Here is a 16,831-nt window from a genome sequence, read left to right as displayed (position 1 = left end):
CGGCATTACCGGTTTATTTTTTCCTGGAAGACTTAGCATTTACGTTAAATTCTAATGCCATTTTAATCCAGTGCTGTAGTTGTTTTTGAGTATGTAACTCATTTATATCTACAAAAATATATCCTTTCATCACCCTGTTGCCATGCACCATCATTTCGGCGCCGGTGGAGGATTCCAGCACCTTTTCTGATTTCGCCGGATCTATGCGCACCATCATTTTGTCGGTTTTTACACCCACGCACATTTTATCATTTACCATAAAGCATAGCCCGCCGAACATTTGTTTTTCAGTGATATTATCCGAAGCGGCAAAAAGGATTTCACGTACGCGGTCGGCAAGTAATTCATTGTATGCCATTGAAATATTTTTTGGGAGATGCTAAAGATACAATTTCCTTTGCTCCCGGAGGTATTCTCAGATACTATCTATAATATTGTAAGGAAATTGCGCACTATGAACGGCATGTCTACTTTTTACCGCTTCCTCCAACAGCTACATCCTATGCCGGATGAGCACTGGCAGCTGTTATCCGCCGGGTTGCGCGTACAGGAGCTGAAAGGAGGAACGGTGTTGCTTGCACAGGGTAAAATTGCAAGAGAGCTGTTTTTTATCTGTGAGGGTGTGGTGCGGTTGGTAAAGCATACCAGTGAAGGGGAGGATATTACCATGTTTTTTCTGAAAGAGAACAGGTGTGCCGCGGTGCTGGATAGTTTTTCTAAAAATATGCCATCAGATTATACACTGGAGGCGGCCTGCGATATCGCTGTAATTGCATTGCACAGGGAGTACCTGTTGCGGCTATACGAAAAGATCCCTTACCTGGAGGCGTTGATAAATACCATTACACAGCAGGGGCTGATGGAAAAGATCCGGACCCGGAATGAATATATGGGGCTGGATGCCTCGCAACGGTACCGGCATTTCCTGCAAAGAGAGCCGGATATTGTATCCCGTGTACCATTAAGCACTATCGCTTCTTTCCTGGGCATTACCCCCCAATCGCTCAGCAGGATCAGGAAGAATGGCCGTTCCTGATACTTTTTACCATTTGTTAAATGAGGTCCGTTACCGGTGTCCGAATTTTGTGTTCATAAAAAATAACAATGATGAACACGGATCTTACAGGAAAAAAAGTATTGGTATTGGGCGGTTCGGCCGGCATTGGACTAGCCACCGCAAAGGCAGCAGCGGCGGCCGGAGCAATAGTGATAATTGTTTCCAGCAACCAGGAACGGATCAACAAGGCATTGGCCACCCTGCCGTCTACAGCGAAGGGCTTCGCCGTAGACCTGGGCAACGAAGCGGCAGTGCGTGATTTCTTTACCACATCGGGCACTTTTGATCACCTGGTGTTTACTGCCGGCGGCGCTTTCCCTTTTGGCCAGGTGTCGGATCTTACCAGTGCAGATATGCTGGCGGCATTGGGGCTGCGCTTCCTCGGTGCATTCAATGCAGTAAAGTATGGCAGCAAAAATATACTGCCGGGTGGCTCTGTAGTGCTTACTACCGGCATTGCCAGCCCCAGGCCGCAAAAAGGCTGGGCTGCCGGCGCCTGTATTTGTGGCGCTATGGAAGGCTTTACCCGTGTACTGGCCATGGAACTGGCCCCCATTCGTGTAAACGCTGTATCACCGGGTATTGTACAAACAGATCTTTGGGCGGAAATGCCAGCGGCCGATCGTGAAGCCATGTATCAGCAGGCTGCAGGTTTGCTCCCGGTGGGCCGTGTAGGCCAGCCGGAAGATATTGCACAAACCTTTTTATACCTTATGCAGAACGGGTTCAGTACCGGCCAGGTAGTGGTGGCAGATGGCGGCGCCGTATTGGTTTAATGCGCTATGGAAGCGGCGCCGGGCGTCGCTTCCACGGCTGTTTTAATATAGCGGCGGCATATCAGCAATATAAACAGTGCCAGCAACGAGGTTCCGCACATGGTAACAGCCATCGGCGTTGCCGTGTGCGTATTGTATAAGCTCACCACTGTTGAGGCAAGCGCTCCTATTCCCATTTGTGTAGCGCCCATCAGCGAAGAGGCGCTGCCGGCATTCTTACTGAACGGCGCCAGCGATAATGCGGACGTGTTGGGGTTGATAAAGCCCAGGCAGCAGAGATATATGAACAGCAATGCGATGATACCAGGTAACGACAGGAAATTATTCCAGGCGCATATAATAAAAACAAGCCCGGTAATAGTCTGACAAACCAATGCTACCGGTACTATCTGCTGACTGCTGAACCGTTTCAACAGCAGGCTGTTCACCTGGCTGGAGCCTATCAGTCCAACGGAGAGGCCCGCAAAGATCCATCCATAGGCTTTGTCGCTGAGTTTATAGATATCCATGAATACCTGTGGCGAAGCCGATACATAGGCGAACAGGCCGGAAAAGGAAACCGCCCCTGCAAAAGTGTAGGTATAAAACTGTGGCTCGCTCACTACCTGCAGGAAGTTACTGATAATAGGACCAGGCTTTAACGACATCGACGTGTCTGGCCGGTAACTTTCGGGTAACCAGAGAATGGTGGCCGTAAGGATCAGTGCCCCCATAATGCCCAGCACCAGGAATACTGCATGCCAGGTGAAGGCACTGGTAACATAACTGCCAGCAGTAGGCGCAATCATGGGAGAAGTGCCTACCACCAGCATCAGCAACGCAAATACCTTTGCATTGTCCTTAACAGGGAAAAGATCGCGTACCATAGCTACAGAAGCCACTGCCGCGGCGCAGCTGCCTATGGCCTGCACAAAGCGTAAGATGATCAGCCCGTTCAGCGACGATACATACATACAACCAATAGAAGAGATCACATACAGCACCAATCCAATATACAATGGCTTCTTCCTGCCAAACCGGTCCAGCAGCGGGCCATACAGCAGTTGCCCTGCAGAGATGCCAATAAAAAAACTGGAAAGCGACAGGGCCACCCTGGCTGGATCTATTCCCAGGTCCTTTCCTATAGCCGGGAACCCCGGAAGATACATGTCGATAGAAAAGGGGCCTAATGCGGTGAGCGTACCGAGAATCAGAATAAGAAAGAAATATTTCGATTTGGAAAGTTCGTTGGTCAAAATAACGGGTCGTTTAAAAATTTCCCTGCAAAAGTAAGAAGATTTATTCCCCCTGGCCCGATGTACATGTTATCTTCTCCTGATTTTACAGGAAGACGACAACTACTCCCGGTAACATCTGTGAGAAAATTATACAACGCTGTGTCAGCGGGAATACAGAGACGGTTGTGTTTACGGCCGGCTAACTGTTCCACGATACCTCTTTTACGCCGGCATCGGCCTGTATCTCTGCGATCAGCCTTCCTACAATGGCTTTATCCATGCTTCTGAAACGGATGGTGACAAAGAAGAAGCTGTCTGTTTGCTCAATGTTGCAGGAGGTAATGTTGAGTGCGGTGTTTTTAAACAGCTTATCGGTTACTTCAATAGATTTACCCCTTTCAAACGTGATGATACGGACGGTTTTTTGTTCAAACCGGCTGAGGAATCTCTTCTCTACCGGCTGCAGCAGCCACAGGATAACAATGGCAATGGCCGTAGCAATGAAGGCTGCGAAATACATTCCTCCGCCGGTAGCGAGGCCAATAGCGGCTACTGTCCATAAGCCTGCTGCAGTAGTGAGCCCGCGTACTACGCCTTCTTTCAAAAAAAGAATAGTGCCTGCGCCGATGAACCCGATACCGCTGATCACCTGTGCCGCTACCCTGGAGGGGTCCAGCACTACGTTCGGTTGGCCCAGGATGTCGGAAAAGCCGTAAGCGGAAACCATCATGGTTAATGCTGCACCTACAGATACCATCATATGCGTTCTCAAACCCGCTGCCCAGTCCTTCCGCTCCCTTTCCAGACCTATGATGCCGCCAAAAACCGCTGCCAGCGATAATCGTATTAATATTTCCGTCCAGGGTATCATACCACTAATTTACAGAATAAATTTCCTTTCGTTTCGGTTTACGTATAGCCGTACTGTTAAAGAAGATCAAAATTTGTATCTTACCACTTACTCATCTACATCTTTATATGCACAAGATAAAATACCAGGTACTTGTTTTAAGCGCGCTGCTTTTTTCCGCCGTAAGTCATGCACAGGTGAAGTTCCGGGCAATAGCACCCGGCGAAACCCAGGAAGGGCTGAGAATGGTGCACACGCCGCATCTTGCAGCAGAACCCGCTGCCGGAAATAACCGTCATCAATTGTTTGTGATGATTCCAGGCACTAATGGAAAAGCCGCTGATTTCCGCACCATCGACAGCTGTTTTGCTGCAATGGGCTATTACGTTATAACCCCTGATTATGTAAATACGGTGATAACAACGGCCTGTTCCAAAAGCGAAGACAGCACCTGTTTTGATCATTTCCGCCAGGAGATTATGTTCGGTACGGCCGTGAGTGATAAGGTGGAAGTAGACTCCGCCAACAGCCTGGTGAACAGGGTTACGAAGCTGCTGGTATACCTGGCTGTGCAGGATAAAGGCTGGCGCGAATTTGTACATAAAGGAAAGGTACAATGGGACAAAGTGATTGCCGGCGGTCATTCGCAGGGAGCGGGGCATGCTGCATATTTTGGAAAACAGTTCCGTTTGCGCGGCGTACTGATGTTTTCCGGTCCGCAGGATTACCTGCAGTATTTTAATGCGCCTGCCCACTGGCAGCGGGAGCAAGGCCGTACACCGGTGAACAGGTATTATGCCTTCCTGCATACGGGCGATCCGTTTAATTACCAGTACCAGGTGGCTGATGTAAGTGCGGTAAGCCATCAGGCGGTAACCGATACCACCATGGTGCAGCCAGGAATGCCGGTGCGCCCCGGGAAAAGTATCCTTGTAACGGATGTAGACCGTAAAGACAAGCACGGGTCCACACTGGGCACAGAGTTTACAGCCGTGTGGAAATATATGATCAGCAGCGCCACATCGCATTAAAAAGAAAGCCGGTTCTCAGTGCAGAACCGGCTTCTTTATCATCACACTAATCACACTATCAAACTGCACAGGAATTGTTCTAAGCATGGTTCCGTTTTCCTAAAAGCGTGTATGCCTGCCTGCATTGATTTATTATCAGTCTGTTCTTCACAATAGCTGGCGTGTGAGCAATTCATAAAGCCTTCCATCACAGCATTGGCTGCTTGTCCAATTACCGGTTGCACAAACATCTGAGGGAAAGAAGGAGTCTCCTTTCTTTTCTTTGTTTATGCTGCGTGGAAACTGCAGTGCTGATTGCGCTCACAAAAATACGCCGCTTCATTCCGGACGGCACGCTTTTTAAGGCCAATTCTTTGTTAAAACCGGCCATTATCTTTTTCAGGTGGATTTCCTGTAAGAAGGCTGCTGTTCTTCAATATAACTTCAGCGGCTATACGCTGTAATGAACAGGATTGAAAAGACGTTGTTAAAAAACAGGGGAAACCGTAAGTCTTCCCAATTTTTTATTCTTTATCTTCGCCACCGTTCGTTACCATTCTATGTCAAAGAAGAAGAGGAAAAAAAAGAAGCAACAAAAAGGATCCAGCAGTTTAGCCATTATCGTTATATTGATCATCGCGGCATTTGCGGTGACAACCTGTTCCCGTAAAATCACCGGGGACAAACCATTATCTCCTGCGAAACCAGCATCTTCTGCAAAAAAATCATCTCACAAAAAAAGTATAACAACCCGCACCCATACATTTTTACTGGCGGAAGATTTTGAGTCTGGTTCCAAAACAAACTACAACAGTGGCGATGTGGAATTATCCAGCGGTACCTGGAAGTTTAAGGATGCCGTAACCGGCAACCTGGAAGAAGATCATAAAACGGGTGGGCAGGCATTGCGTATCCGGGGTAGTGGTATGGCCGGGATGAAATTCGATATTACCGTAAAGGGAACGGTAACGGTTACACTGAAATACGCCGGTTACGGAACAGATCAGACGGGCGCATGGGAATTATGGGCATCGGTGAACCACGGGCAAAGTTATTTTCGTGCAGGGGACCCCGTTAGTGTTACTTCCGGTATACTGAAAACAGCCGCGTTTACAGCAAAGAGCACAGGTACTATCCGTTTTGAGATCCGTAAAACGGATGCCGGCAACAGCAGGATCAACTTTGATGTATTCCGTGTTACTGCCGGGGGGAAGGAGATACCGGTAAAACCGGTGGAGAAGCCTGCCGGCGGCGATGACGACAACATGTTGCTGGGCAACCCCAGTGATGCCGGGGAGTCGCTGGTAATGGCCAACAATTACCTGATGGATAAAGGATATTATGTGCTGTCTTATAACCGCGATAAGGGAGCGCCCAACTGGGTTTCCTGGCATATATCGCGTAAAGACCTGGGGAAAATGGCCAGAGCCAATGATTTCAGGCCAGATGCCGATATTCCGGGCAGCTGGTACCAGGTATCCCAGGCCAGTTATATGGGCAGCGGCTTCGACAGGGGGCATAATTGCCCATCGGGCGACCGCACCGCCACCCGCGCAGCCAATGAATCCACTTTCCTTATGACCAATATGATTCCCCAGGCGCCCAACCACAACCAGCACCTTTGGAAAAACCTGGAAGAATACACCCGTGAACTGGTCATGAAAGGCAACGAGGTATATGTGATCATGGGAAGCTATGGGAGCGGGGGCACAGGCAGCAGGGGACTGGCCAGAACAATAGATGGCCGTAAAGTGACGGTGCCGGATCATATCTGGAAAATCCTGGTGGTGTTACCAGAGGGAAACAACGACTTACAGCGTATTAGTAAGAGCACGCGTATCATTGCAGTGAACACACCTAATAAAAATGACGTTAATGCAAGATGGAGTGCTTATCTGACATCTGTGGAAGAAATAGAGAAAGCCACCCGGTACAGGTTGCTGGATAAAATACCACAGGTGGTACGGCAGGAGCTGGTGAAAAAAATAGATACAGGGCAGCAGATGTATCGATAAAAAAAATATTATGTTGTTATGGCAATTAAATTATAAATTGCATTTAATTATTATGTTTTTGTAGTTTGTAAACTGATTATCCGGAAAAAGTCATGATAAGTTCCTATAAAAACCAGATTGGCATAATTTTATTGAAAGTACCGTAGCAATATGTAACTTATTGAAGCCTTTGTTCGTTATTATAATTACAAAGCTAACTTAAAGTATAACTGGCCGATTATTAATGGAATGGACCTACACGTTTCTTGATTATATGCACATATAACAAGATCAATACTGTGCACACAACGAAAGGAATGGAGTAAAATAATTAGGGATAAAATGGCGTTATACTTGAGAAGCTTAACAATATGAGCTTTTTAAACATTAATTTTATATCTAACTAATATGGGTGAAAGAGTGTCGGTGGCCTTACTTGTAACTACATACAACTGGCCGGAAGCATTGAAGCTGGTGCTGGATAGCGTACTGGTGCAAACCATCCTCCCTGATGAAGTCATTATAGCAGATGATGGCTCCGGAGAGGCTACCAGGGAGGTTGTTGAAGCATTCAGACGAAAAACCACTATCCCGGTAAAGCATTTCTGGCATCCGGACGAAGGTTTCCGTAAAACGATCATCATCAACCAGGCTATTACCGGTACTTCTTCAGACTATATTATCCAGATTGATGGCGACATTGTGATGCATGAGCTTTTCATCAGGGACCATATCAGCGAAGCGGAGAAAGGTTATTTTATCCGTGGCAGCCGGGTGTTATTGCAGGAGGAGATTACCAGGAAATACCTGAACAACGGGCAGTTTGAGCGGGTATCTTCTTTCAGCAAAAATGTAAGGAACCGGATCAATTCGCTTCGTATCCCCTTCCTGGCGCCGTTACTGATTAAAAAGAGCCAGCGTTCCCGGAACTGGATTGGTTGTAACTGTGCTTTCTGGAGAGCCGATTTCCTGAAAGTGAATGGTTATAATAATGAGCTTAAAGGCTGGGGACATGAAGATATTGAGCTGGCGGCACGTTTTATTAATTCGGGACTTTATCAGAAAAAAGTGAAGTTAAAAGCGGTATGTTATCATTTGCACCATCCTTTTAACTCCCGCGTGCATGAGAACATCAACTACAGGGTTTACCTGGATACTTTACATCATGGTATTGCCTATTGTTCCAATGGGTACAGGCACCATTTAACAACGGAGTAACTAAACTAACTTGAGAAGATATAAAAAAGGGCCACCGTCAGGTGGCCTTTTTATTTAATTACCAAACGTCTGCATTTCAATGAGCCGTTTATAAATACCGTTATGTTCAAGCAGTTGCTGGTGGGTGCCCTGTTCGGCCACCCGGCCGTTGTCCAGCACGATGATAATATCTGCATTCTGGATGGTGCTGAGGCGGTGGGCAATAACAAGGGAGGTGCGATTTTTCATCAGGTTATTGAGCGCGTCCTGCACCATTTTCTCCGATTCTGTATCCAGTGCGGAGGTAGCTTCGTCCAGCAGCATCAGGGGCGGGTTGGAAAGCACGGCACGGGCAATGCAGATACGCTGCCGTTGCCCGCCGGAAAGCTTGGAGCCTTTATCCCCGATATTGGTGTCGTAGCCGTTCTCTGTTTTAATAATAAATTCATGCGCATTGGCAATCCTGGCCGCCGCTTCCACTTCTGCTAAAGTAGCAGAGGGCTTGGCAAAGGCAATATTATTGAAGATGGTATCATTGAAAAGGATGGATTCCTGGTTTACCACTCCCATTAATGCCCGTAAGGATTCCATGGTAACGGACTTCAGGTTTTTGCCATCTATGAGGATATTCCCGGATTGAGGATCCATAAAGCGGGGGATCAGGTCCATCAGCGTGGACTTACCGCCGCCTGAAGGGCCTACCAGCGCCACTGTGGAGCCTTTCGGTATGCTAATGGTGATGTTATCGAGGACCTTCTTCTCGCCGTAGGCGAAAGAAACTCCTTCAAAACGGATCTCCTCTGTAAAACTGTTTAAGGTAATAGCATCAGGCGCATTGGTGATGGCTGGTTGCTGATCGATCAGTTCCAGTACCCTGTCGCCCGCCGCGATCCCTGAATGGATATTACTGAATGCAGTGGAAATAGCTTTTGCCGGGCGCATGATCTGGGAGAAGAGGGCAATATAAACCACAAAGGTGGATCCGTCCATATTTCCCTGGTTATTGATAATAAGGGACCCGCCGTAAAACACGATGCCCGCCACCATCAGTACCCCGAGTGTTTCAGAAACAGGAGAGGCCAGCTGCTGCCTTTTAGCCATGGATCGTGATATTTTCGAATAGCGGCGGTTTTGTTCATCAAAACGGCCGGTGATAAACCCAACGGCGTTAAAAGCCTTTACAATACGGATACCATTCAACGCCTCATCGAGGTAACTGATCATCATGCCATAGGTTTGATGAGAGGCGGTAGCCTGTTCTTTCAGCCTTTTCACGATCCGGGATATAATGAGCCCGGCTACCGGAATAACCAGCATGGATACCAGCGTTAATTTATAGGAGATGAGGAACAGGATCACCAGGAAAGAGATCAGCTGTGCCGGTTCTTTGAATAACACCTGTAAGGTACCGGTTACCGTAAATTGTACTACCTGTACGTCGGAAGCGATCTTGGAAATGATATCTCCTTTTCTTTCATTGCTGAAATAGCCCAGGTGCAGGTTCATTACATTGTTGAATACTGTTTTGCGCAGGTTCAGCAAGGTTTGTATACGCAGGCTTTCCATAGTACGGTCAGCAAAGTAGCGGAACAGGTTACCCAGTAAAACAGAAGCGGCAATACAGCCGCAAACAAATTCCAGGCTTTGGATTTTACCGTATTGACTGGCAATAGTAGTTGTGTAATGTTTAAAAACCTTGAAGATATCAAAATAGCTGTCCGGCATGGGAGCTATTGTTTGATTCAACTCCTTATTAAACAGCGTTTCCAGCAAAGGCGCCAGCAGCGCAAGGTTTAGTGTGCTGAATATTACAGACAACAGGGTGCAGAGGATATAGGGGATAGCGAATTTATTAATAGGTTTGGCAAATGATAAAAGTCGGAAGTATGTCTTCATATTTAATTATAATCGTGTAATGATTAAGACGTGCATAAAAAAAACCGCATCGTTGCTGATGCGGTTCCTTAAGTTTTTAATTTCCTTTTTATCAATAACTTAAAGAATATTTTTCAGACGCACATTCAAGCCCGCAGATCATCAGTAAAAACTGCAATCAGGGCTCAAAAATAGCCCTTTTGACTTAATTGTCAAAAGATTTGATAGCTGCCCGGGTGGAGAGACAGCTACCTTTTATTATTGTTGCGCCAGGATTTTCAGTGCCTCCGTGTCTTTGTATTGTTCCATTAATTGTTTCAGGTGGACTTTTAAGGTATCTGTGAGCTTTTCATAACCCTTGTGGCCATAAAGATTATTCACCTGATGCGGATCCTTTTTCAGGTCGTACAGTTCCCAGCTGTTGGACTCGCCATAGAAGCGCACCAGCGTATATTGTTCCGTACGGATACCAAAGTGGGGATATACATGGTGAGGCTGTGGAAATTCGTAGTAATGATAATATGCTTCTTTTCTCCAGGGAACATTTTTGCCATCCGCTTTCAGCAGAGGTAAAAAGGAGGTCCCTTGTATATCGGCAGGCACCTTTACGCCGGCGATATTGAGGAAGGTGGGGGCCCAGTCGATGTTGAGCATCAGCTGATCAATAGAGGTGCCGGGTTTCACTACGCCGGGGTATTTGACGATAAAAGGCGTGCGCAGTGATTCCTCATAAATAAAGCGCTTATCGAACCAGCCGTGCTCGCCCATGTAAAAGCCCTGGTCAGAAGCATACACTACTACGGTATTTTTTGAGAGGCCTGATTTATCCAGGTAATCCAGCAGCTGCCCAATGTTCCTGTCGAGCGATTTCGCAGTGGCCAGGTAATCTTTCAGGTAACGCTGGTATTTCCATTCCACCAGGGCATCGCCTGAAAGTTTTTGTTCATCAAATTCTTTACTGATCTTATTTTCATAATAATCGATATAGGCTTTTTTCTGTTCCGGTGTGAAGCGGCCATAGATCCCTTTTTCGTAGTTGGCATGTACCTTCAGGTCTTCCTTCAGGCGCATGGTTTTATCGATGGTCATATCCTGGTTTTGTGCGGCCAGGCGGTTTTTGTAGTCGTCTTTGAATGTTGCCGGAAGCGGGAAGGTTTTGTCATCATACGCGCCCAGGTCCCGGATATCCGGCATCCATTCGCGGTGCGTGGCTTTTTCGCCTACCACCAGGAAGAATGGTTTGGAGGTATCGCGTTGCTCTATCCAGTTAACAGAAAGATCGGTGATGATATTGGTAACGTATCCTTCAATGCGGCTGGTATCATTAGGCCCGATGATATCCGGGTTGTAATACTGGCCCTGGCTGTTGAGGATCCGCCAGTAATCGAACCCTTTAGGCAGGTTGCCCAGGTGCCATTTACCTATCCAGGCTGTCTGGTAACCATTTTGCTGCAGCAGGGCGGGGAACAGCTGTTGTTCCACGTCAAACTTCTTCTCATTCAGCGTATAGCCGTTAATGTGACTATACTTACCGGTGAGCAGGGTAGCCCTGCTGGGGCCGCAAATGGAGTTGGTGACCAGCGCGTTTTTAAAAACAGCGCCCTGGCGGGCGATACGGTCGATATTAGGCGTTTGTACCAGCTTGCTGCCATAGGCACTGATGGCCTGGTAGGCATGGTCGTCTGAGAAGATGAAAATGATATTGGGCCGCTGCGTTTGTGCGTAGCTGTTAGCGGTAACGAAAAGGAGCAGCGCTCCCCAGATTTTTGCGGAAAAGCATTTCATGTTCAGTGTTTTTGTCTTTGCAGGGCTGTTTACCGGTGGGTAAAGATATTTTATTATCCTATAGGTTGTATAGGGTATTGGTTTTTTCCGGGAGAAGAGAAATTAAGGAGGACGTTGTTGTAACTTAAGGGGAAATTATTTTTCATGGCCATTGTCATACTTTCTTCCTCCAAATGCCCGCTATGCGGAGAAATTCTTCACGATGAAGGAGATCTTCTTCTTTTCCCACCGTTAACAGCAAATACCATGGACCCACTGCATTTCTTCAGTGATGCTGCGGTGCATACCACCTGCCTTGAAAAGCATCCGTTGGGCAGCCAGGCAAGGCATTATACAGATAAAGCATCAAAGGCATCGGCGCCTGAAAACAGGATTTGCCATATTACCGGAGAGCCAATAACTAATGTAGATGATTATATCTCTTTCGGATTGCTAACCTCCAATGCCAATGAACCATTACATAGGTTTAATTTCCTGAGGATGGATAGAAACTCTCTTTCCAGGTGGGCAGACCGGCTTATTTTTATAGAAGTTGCTTCTGCTTTTCTTAAAGAGAGGAAATGGAACGATTACCGCGGAACAAAGGTACTACAGGATTTAATCGATGAGGTAAGATAGCGGCCGCCTGCGGCAGCCGCCCCCCGCATCATTTCTCCGCCACCACCTTAAAATCCTCAAACACCACATCAAACGGTAACTTCCCTGGTGCTGCTGCCACAGGCCCTATCTGCACCTTACCACCGGGAGGAAAATACGCCAGTCGCAACATGTCAAATTTCTTATTGTCAAAAGAGTATTCAATCTGTACATAATCTCCTTTACGCAGCAATTTCAGCCACATGCTTTTGGGGCTGTCGTGACGCGGCACTACCGACCAGTCGGATACTTCGCGTGTTACCACAGCGCTTACATTCTGCACGCCGTCTACATATTCGATCCCTGTTTTAATCCAGTTTTTGGCATCCTTACGGATCATCAGCCCGGCCTGGTGAAACAGCTCTTTATACTGACCGGAAATTTTTACGGTAGCGGTGAAATCACCTTCCTGTTCCTGGTAATAAAAAGGGCCGTTATCACGGATGAAGCCATAATGTGTTACCTGCCAGTAATCAGTACCGGGGTCAACGGTCACATTGATCCGGTGGTGGTCTGCCGACCATTTCTGAGGAGCGTTATACCATTGCATTGTTTGTGCTTTTAATCCCATACTTGCCGCTATGAAAGCGGATAATGCTACAATTTTTTTCATGATGTTTCCGTAAAAATTTTATGTAAGATGATAAATATTCTCCGGAATGAATAATTCTGTGGATTTGTTAACTTTAAGAACCCTCATTAACCTGTTATAAATATGCGCGAAGAAAACCCATACACCAATAAAACGAAATCCGTTGCCGTTATAGTAGCTCATCCAGACGACGAAACTTTGTGGGCAGGAGGCACCATCCTGTTTCATCCACAGTGGAACTGGACCATCATCAGCCTGTGCCGGGCCGCTGATGCAGACAGAGCCCCTAAATTTTTTAAGGCATTACAATTGTACGGAGCACAGGGTGTAATGGGCGATATGGATGATGGACCTGAACAAACACCGCTACCGGATGAAGCAGTGGAAAACCAGGTGCTTGCTTTATTGCCCGTGCAACATTACGACCTGGTCATAACACATCACCCGAAGGGGGAATATACCCGGCATCTCCGCCATGAAGAAGTAAGCGCCGCTGTTATCCGCTTATGGCAGCAGGGCCGTATCAGTACCGGTGAGCTTTGGGTGTTTGCTTATGAAGACGGATTAAAGTCCTATTTCCCCGAAGCAATACCTGAAGCTACTATCTATCATGTGCTGGATAAAGAGATCTGGCAAAAGAAATATGAGGTGATCACCCAAACGTATGGATTTAGGACCGATAGCTGGGAAGCAGCCACCACGCCACAGGCGGAATCATTCTGGTGTTTTAATAACAGCGTGGAAGCCCATCAGTGGCTCAATAATTTACCGGTTGAATTATGAGAGTGCTTTTGTTATTTGATTACCCGCCGGCTCCGGCCGGACTGGCCACACAGGGAAACTTGTTGTACCAGGGCTTGCTGGAAACAGGTGTGAATGCCCTGGCGGTACACTACGATTCACCATTGGAGAAGGAATGGTATTACAACTGGTTTAAGCCGGATGTAGTGGTAGGCGTAGGTTACTGGGGATATTGCCCGCAGCTGGTGCTGCATCCGCAAAGGTTTGGCGTGCAGCCGGTACCGTGGCTGGTGGCCGATGGGTATATCGCCAACTACCAGGATGTGTTAAACCAGCTGCCGCTGATCCTGGTCACCTCGCAGTGGGTAAAGGAAATGTATATGCGCGACGGTATCAATGGCGATAAAATTGCTGTATTGCCGGTAGGCTGTAATACCAACAGGTTTGTTCCGATGTCCCCGCAGCATCCCAGGGTGAAAGCCATCCGTGAATCCATGGGCGTAGCGCCGGATGAGCTGATGCTGCTTACTATTGGCGGCGACGCCTGTTCAAAAGGCGCGAGGGAGGTGATGCAGGCATTGTCGCAGTTAAGCGGGGAAGTGCCGGACAACTGGAAGTATATCTGCAAAGTATGGCCCCAGGAACGCAGCAGCAAACAAAATAAAGCCGACCTGGAACTGGCGGAAGAACTGGGACTACGCGATAAGGTAAAATATGTTACCAGTATCATATCAAGGGAACAGATGCCTTACCTCATCAACGCCTGTGATATTTATGCAGGGCCTTCACGGCTGGAAGGTTTCGGGATGCCCCAGGTAGAAGCGGGCGCCTGCGAAAAGCCGGTGATCGGCATCCGGGCCATGGGCATGCTGGACACGCTGGTACATGGGGAAACCGCTTTACTGGCGGGTGTGGCAGAGGAAATTGTAACCAGCGAAGTAATGGTAGGTAAAGAGTCCGGTTTTGATACCAGTCAGAAGGTGGTATTTTCCACACCACGTACGGTAGATTACAGGGCAGATGTAAATGATATCAGGCAACACCTGCGGCGGTTAATGACAGATGCGGCCTACAGGGAACAATTGGGTAAAGCAGCGCGTAAAAGGGTAACAGCAAATTTTGATTACCGGGTGATAGCAAGGCAGTTTATCCAGCTGATGCATGAAAAACTTAATATCCGTTAAACATGGAAGCTTCCTCCTGGTTAACCATCAATGCAGCCAGGGATGCCGCTTTAAAGGTATTGCTGCATAATGTGAACGGCCCTTTTCACGGGCTTCCCCGCACTGCCGGATGGGGATACCCCGAACCATATACAAGGGACCTGCTGTTGTCTTTTTTTGGTATAGGCGTTACCGGTAACCAGGTGCTGATCAAAAGCATCAGGAAGGTGCTGGAAACACTGGCCAAAAACCAGACGCCGCATGGGCATATCCCTTCTCTTGTGCATGATAAACAGGACCTCGGCGCCAGCGATTGCACCCCGCTCTTCCTGCTGGTAACCGGTATGTACCGGAAGCTGTCGGGAGAAGAGCGGTTCCTCGAAGAGGCGGTGAACAGATCCCTGCAGTGGATGGAATATCAGAGTCCTTCAGACCGCTACCTGGTGGCGCAGCAGCCTACCAGCGACTGGCGCGATGAACAATGGGTACTGGGCTACGGCCTGTTTGTGAATACCCTGGTGTACAGTTATCTCCGTATCCTCGGCCATCACGGGCGCGCAGAAAAAGTACGGCAGGCCATGGGAAGATTCACCATCACCGGGGGAGTACAGCACCGGCATGTACACGAAGGACTGGTGGTGAAGCACAAGCCCTATTATGCCATGTGGTCTTACAAAGTACTGAGCAGCGAAAGATTTGATCTGCTGGGCAACAGCCTGGCCATACTATCCGGCATTGCAGCGCCCACACGGGCGGCGGAAATGGTGGCATGGATCGAAGAAGAATGCGCTGAGCTGGTAAAGAACGGGCAGCTGGGCGTAAAACTGCCGCCTAACTTCTTCCCCTATACGAAGCCGGGCGACAACGACTGGCATGAACGCTATACTTTTTTTAATCTCCCGGGGGAATATCATAACGGTGGTATCTGGCCCTTTATCTGCGGCTTTTATGTGGCGGCGCTGGTAGCGGCGAAGAAGTACCGGCTGGCAGAGGAAAAACTGTTGGAGCTCACCAGGATCATCACTATTTCCAACAGCGGTAAAGTAGATTATGGATTCAATGAATGGCTGAAGGCCCAGGATGGCACTGCAAAAGGGCAGGAGTGGCAAACATGGAGCGCCGCTTTGTACCTGTATGCCGCCAAATGTGTAGAGGAAAGAAGAACCCCTTTCTTTGACGAAATGAGAATGCGGCAGCCGGCTGCATGATAATTTGAGAAAAGATTAGTCCGGCTGATGAGTGAATTGATGTAACTTCGTGCACAATTATCCCGTGTAATAACTTATGAAGATGAACATTTACAGATCCCTGACCCTGGTAGCAGTTTTGGCTACTATGCTTACCGCCTGCGGAAGCCTTGAAATGGCCGGGCCGGATACCGTTACCCCTGTAACTCCGCCTCCCACCACACCGCCCGTAACAGGCAATAATAAAATTGAAGGCAACTGGAATTTTGTAGGTACCACCATGACAGGCACCAGCACCGTGTCGGAAGGTAATGCCAAAGTCATTTCCTATAATGATTATACAACGTTCAATAACAAGGGCACCTGTGTGATCGACGGCAGTTCCTTCAGTTTTAATGCGCTCAGTTATTCCATTGATACCACGCTCAGGATGGTGATGTATATGGATGGACAACTGCTGACCGATATGGACGTTCCCTTCCAGGTGACCATGGCGCCTTACAGCGCCGTAAGTCCCTATAAGCTGGTGGGCGCCGATTCCATTTACTTCAGCAATGGAATGGTAGAAAATCCTTCGGCCGGCGGCGGCACCGTGAAAGTGATCGATACTGGTGGAAAAATTTCCTGGAGAGGTGACACCCTGGTGGTGACAACGAAATTAAACCAGATGGTGGAGTCAGCATTTGTGGCTACTTCACAGGAAATGAGGCTTGTGAAACAAAAATAAAGCGACCGGCGGTTACCATTACCG

General features: G+C 47.9%; 16 protein-coding genes. 10 read left to right on the top strand and 6 right to left on the bottom strand.

The genetic code is table 11. From position 1 onward, the window contains the following. Positions 1 to 13: 13 nt before the first annotated feature. Positions 14 to 358 (bottom strand): TfoX/Sxy family protein, encoded by a 345-nt coding sequence (locus VIM72_RS23090; protein WP_332005181.1) that lies wholly within the window; start codon positions 356 to 358, stop codon positions 14 to 16. Positions 359 to 376: 18 nt separating this feature from the next. Here VIM72_RS23090 and VIM72_RS23085 point away from each other — a divergent pair, with 18 nt between their 5' ends. Both VIM72_RS23085 and VIM72_RS23080 read left to right on the top strand, forming a co-directional pair. Further along, the gene (locus tag VIM72_RS23085; protein ID WP_332005180.1) at positions 377 to 1,036 is read left to right on the top strand and encodes a Crp/Fnr family transcriptional regulator; all 660 of its coding nucleotides are present in this window, start codon (positions 377 to 379) and stop codon (positions 1,034 to 1,036) included. Positions 1,037 to 1,104: 68 nt separating this feature from the next. Next, positions 1,105 to 1,833: an SDR family oxidoreductase gene (locus VIM72_RS23080; protein ID WP_332005179.1), complete on the top strand. Its 729-nt coding sequence runs from the start codon at positions 1,105 to 1,107 to the stop codon at positions 1,831 to 1,833. Here VIM72_RS23080 and VIM72_RS23075 read toward each other — a convergent pair. Together VIM72_RS23075 and VIM72_RS23070 are read right to left on the bottom strand one after the other, a co-directional pair. After that, positions 1,830 to 3,068, bottom strand: a complete 1,239-nt coding sequence (locus VIM72_RS23075; protein ID WP_332005178.1) for a multidrug effflux MFS transporter — start codon at positions 3,066 to 3,068, stop codon at positions 1,830 to 1,832. The genes VIM72_RS23080 and VIM72_RS23075 overlap by 4 nt on opposite strands. Positions 3,069 to 3,249: 181 nt before the next feature. Beyond that, entirely contained in the window at positions 3,250 to 3,921 is a 672-nt protein-coding gene (locus VIM72_RS23070) for an MgtC/SapB family protein (RefSeq protein WP_332005177.1), read from the bottom strand. A 107-nt stretch (positions 3,922 to 4,028) separates the two neighbouring features. On the opposite strand from VIM72_RS23070, the gene VIM72_RS23065 reads away from it, so the two are divergent. The 3 genes from VIM72_RS23065 (at position 4,029) to VIM72_RS23055 (ending at position 8,122) form a co-directional block, all read left to right on the top strand. Continuing rightward, positions 4,029 to 4,931: a BPSS1187 family protein gene (locus VIM72_RS23065; RefSeq protein WP_332005176.1), complete on the top strand. Its 903-nt coding sequence runs from the start codon at positions 4,029 to 4,031 to the stop codon at positions 4,929 to 4,931. Positions 4,932 to 5,470: 539 nt separating this feature from the next. After that, positions 5,471 to 6,925 carry a DNA/RNA non-specific endonuclease gene (locus tag VIM72_RS23060; protein ID WP_332005175.1) on the top strand — a complete coding sequence of 485 codons (1,455 nt, stop codon included), beginning with the start codon at positions 5,471 to 5,473 and terminating at the stop codon, positions 6,923 to 6,925. 387 nt (positions 6,926 to 7,312) lie between these two features. Further along, positions 7,313 to 8,122, top strand: coding sequence for a glycosyltransferase family 2 protein (locus VIM72_RS23055; RefSeq protein ID WP_332005174.1), 810 nt, complete (start codon positions 7,313 to 7,315; stop codon positions 8,120 to 8,122). 54 nt (positions 8,123 to 8,176) lie between these two features. On the opposite strand, the gene VIM72_RS23050 is transcribed toward VIM72_RS23055, so the two are convergent. Both VIM72_RS23050 and VIM72_RS23045 read right to left on the bottom strand, forming a co-directional pair. Continuing rightward, complete coding sequence (locus VIM72_RS23050; protein ID WP_332005173.1) at positions 8,177 to 9,997, bottom strand: ABC transporter ATP-binding protein; 1,821 nt, start codon at positions 9,995 to 9,997, stop codon at positions 8,177 to 8,179. A 237-nt stretch (positions 9,998 to 10,234) separates the two neighbouring features. Continuing rightward, complete coding sequence (locus VIM72_RS23045) at positions 10,235 to 11,761, bottom strand: sulfatase (protein WP_332005172.1); 1,527 nt, start codon at positions 11,759 to 11,761, stop codon at positions 10,235 to 10,237. Between the two features lie 144 nt (positions 11,762 to 11,905). Between VIM72_RS23045 and VIM72_RS23040 the strand changes: the two genes are divergently transcribed. Further along, positions 11,906 to 12,379, top strand: a complete 474-nt coding sequence (locus VIM72_RS23040; protein ID WP_332005171.1) for a hypothetical protein — start codon at positions 11,906 to 11,908, stop codon at positions 12,377 to 12,379. A 28-nt stretch (positions 12,380 to 12,407) separates the two neighbouring features. On the opposite strand, the gene VIM72_RS23035 is transcribed toward VIM72_RS23040, so the two are convergent. Continuing rightward, positions 12,408 to 13,010 (bottom strand): DUF1349 domain-containing protein, encoded by a 603-nt coding sequence (locus tag VIM72_RS23035; protein ID WP_332005170.1) that lies wholly within the window; start codon positions 13,008 to 13,010, stop codon positions 12,408 to 12,410. Positions 13,011 to 13,112: 102 nt separating this feature from the next. Between VIM72_RS23035 and VIM72_RS23030 the strand changes: the two genes are divergently transcribed. The 4 genes from VIM72_RS23030 (at position 13,113) to VIM72_RS23015 (ending at position 16,807) form a co-directional block, all read left to right on the top strand. Further along, complete coding sequence (locus VIM72_RS23030) at positions 13,113 to 13,772, top strand: PIG-L deacetylase family protein (protein ID WP_332005169.1); 660 nt, start codon at positions 13,113 to 13,115, stop codon at positions 13,770 to 13,772. Further along, a complete protein-coding gene (locus VIM72_RS23025) occupies positions 13,769 to 14,914 on the top strand; it encodes a glycosyltransferase family 4 protein (RefSeq protein WP_332005168.1) in 1,146 nt (381 codons plus the stop codon). The genes VIM72_RS23030 and VIM72_RS23025 overlap by 4 nt, the downstream gene beginning before the upstream one ends. 2 nt (positions 14,915 to 14,916) lie before the next feature. After that, entirely contained in the window at positions 14,917 to 16,101 is a 1,185-nt protein-coding gene (locus VIM72_RS23020; RefSeq protein WP_332005167.1) for a glycoside hydrolase 100 family protein, read from the top strand. An 82-nt stretch (positions 16,102 to 16,183) separates the two neighbouring features. Next, positions 16,184 to 16,807 (top strand): hypothetical protein, encoded by a 624-nt coding sequence (locus VIM72_RS23015; RefSeq protein WP_332005166.1) that lies wholly within the window; start codon positions 16,184 to 16,186, stop codon positions 16,805 to 16,807. Positions 16,808 to 16,831: the final 24 nt, after the last annotated feature.

Source organism: Chitinophaga sp. (assembly GCF_036569185.1).
GTDB lineage: Bacteria > Bacteroidota > Bacteroidia > Chitinophagales > Chitinophagaceae > Chitinophaga.
The sequence above is the reverse complement of the archived record's forward strand: the minus strand, read 5'-3'. Positions and strand labels throughout refer to the sequence as shown.

Coding starts and splice junctions, on each gene's coding strand:
- VIM72_RS23090 (WP_332005181.1), bottom strand. CDS start 358: ATGGCATACAATGAATTACTTGCCGACCGCGTACGTGAAATCCTTTTT.
- VIM72_RS23085 (WP_332005180.1), top strand. CDS start 377: ATGCTAAAGATACAATTTCCTTTGCTCCCGGAGGTATTCTCAGATACT.
- VIM72_RS23080 (WP_332005179.1), top strand. CDS start 1,105: ATGATGAACACGGATCTTACAGGAAAAAAAGTATTGGTATTGGGCGGT.
- VIM72_RS23070 (WP_332005177.1), bottom strand. CDS start 3,921: ATGATACCCTGGACGGAAATATTAATACGATTATCGCTGGCAGCGGTT.
- VIM72_RS23065 (WP_332005176.1), top strand. CDS start 4,029: ATGCACAAGATAAAATACCAGGTACTTGTTTTAAGCGCGCTGCTTTTT.
- VIM72_RS23060 (WP_332005175.1), top strand. CDS start 5,471: ATGTCAAAGAAGAAGAGGAAAAAAAAGAAGCAACAAAAAGGATCCAGC.
- VIM72_RS23055 (WP_332005174.1), top strand. CDS start 7,313: ATGGGTGAAAGAGTGTCGGTGGCCTTACTTGTAACTACATACAACTGG.
- VIM72_RS23050 (WP_332005173.1), bottom strand. CDS start 9,997: ATGAAGACATACTTCCGACTTTTATCATTTGCCAAACCTATTAATAAA.
- VIM72_RS23045 (WP_332005172.1), bottom strand. CDS start 11,761: ATGAAATGCTTTTCCGCAAAAATCTGGGGAGCGCTGCTCCTTTTCGTT.
- VIM72_RS23040 (WP_332005171.1), top strand. CDS start 11,906: ATGGCCATTGTCATACTTTCTTCCTCCAAATGCCCGCTATGCGGAGAA.
- VIM72_RS23035 (WP_332005170.1), bottom strand. CDS start 13,010: ATGAAAAAAATTGTAGCATTATCCGCTTTCATAGCGGCAAGTATGGGA.
- VIM72_RS23030 (WP_332005169.1), top strand. CDS start 13,113: ATGCGCGAAGAAAACCCATACACCAATAAAACGAAATCCGTTGCCGTT.
- VIM72_RS23025 (WP_332005168.1), top strand. CDS start 13,769: ATGAGAGTGCTTTTGTTATTTGATTACCCGCCGGCTCCGGCCGGACTG.
- VIM72_RS23020 (WP_332005167.1), top strand. CDS start 14,917: ATGGAAGCTTCCTCCTGGTTAACCATCAATGCAGCCAGGGATGCCGCT.
- VIM72_RS23015 (WP_332005166.1), top strand. CDS start 16,184: ATGAACATTTACAGATCCCTGACCCTGGTAGCAGTTTTGGCTACTATG.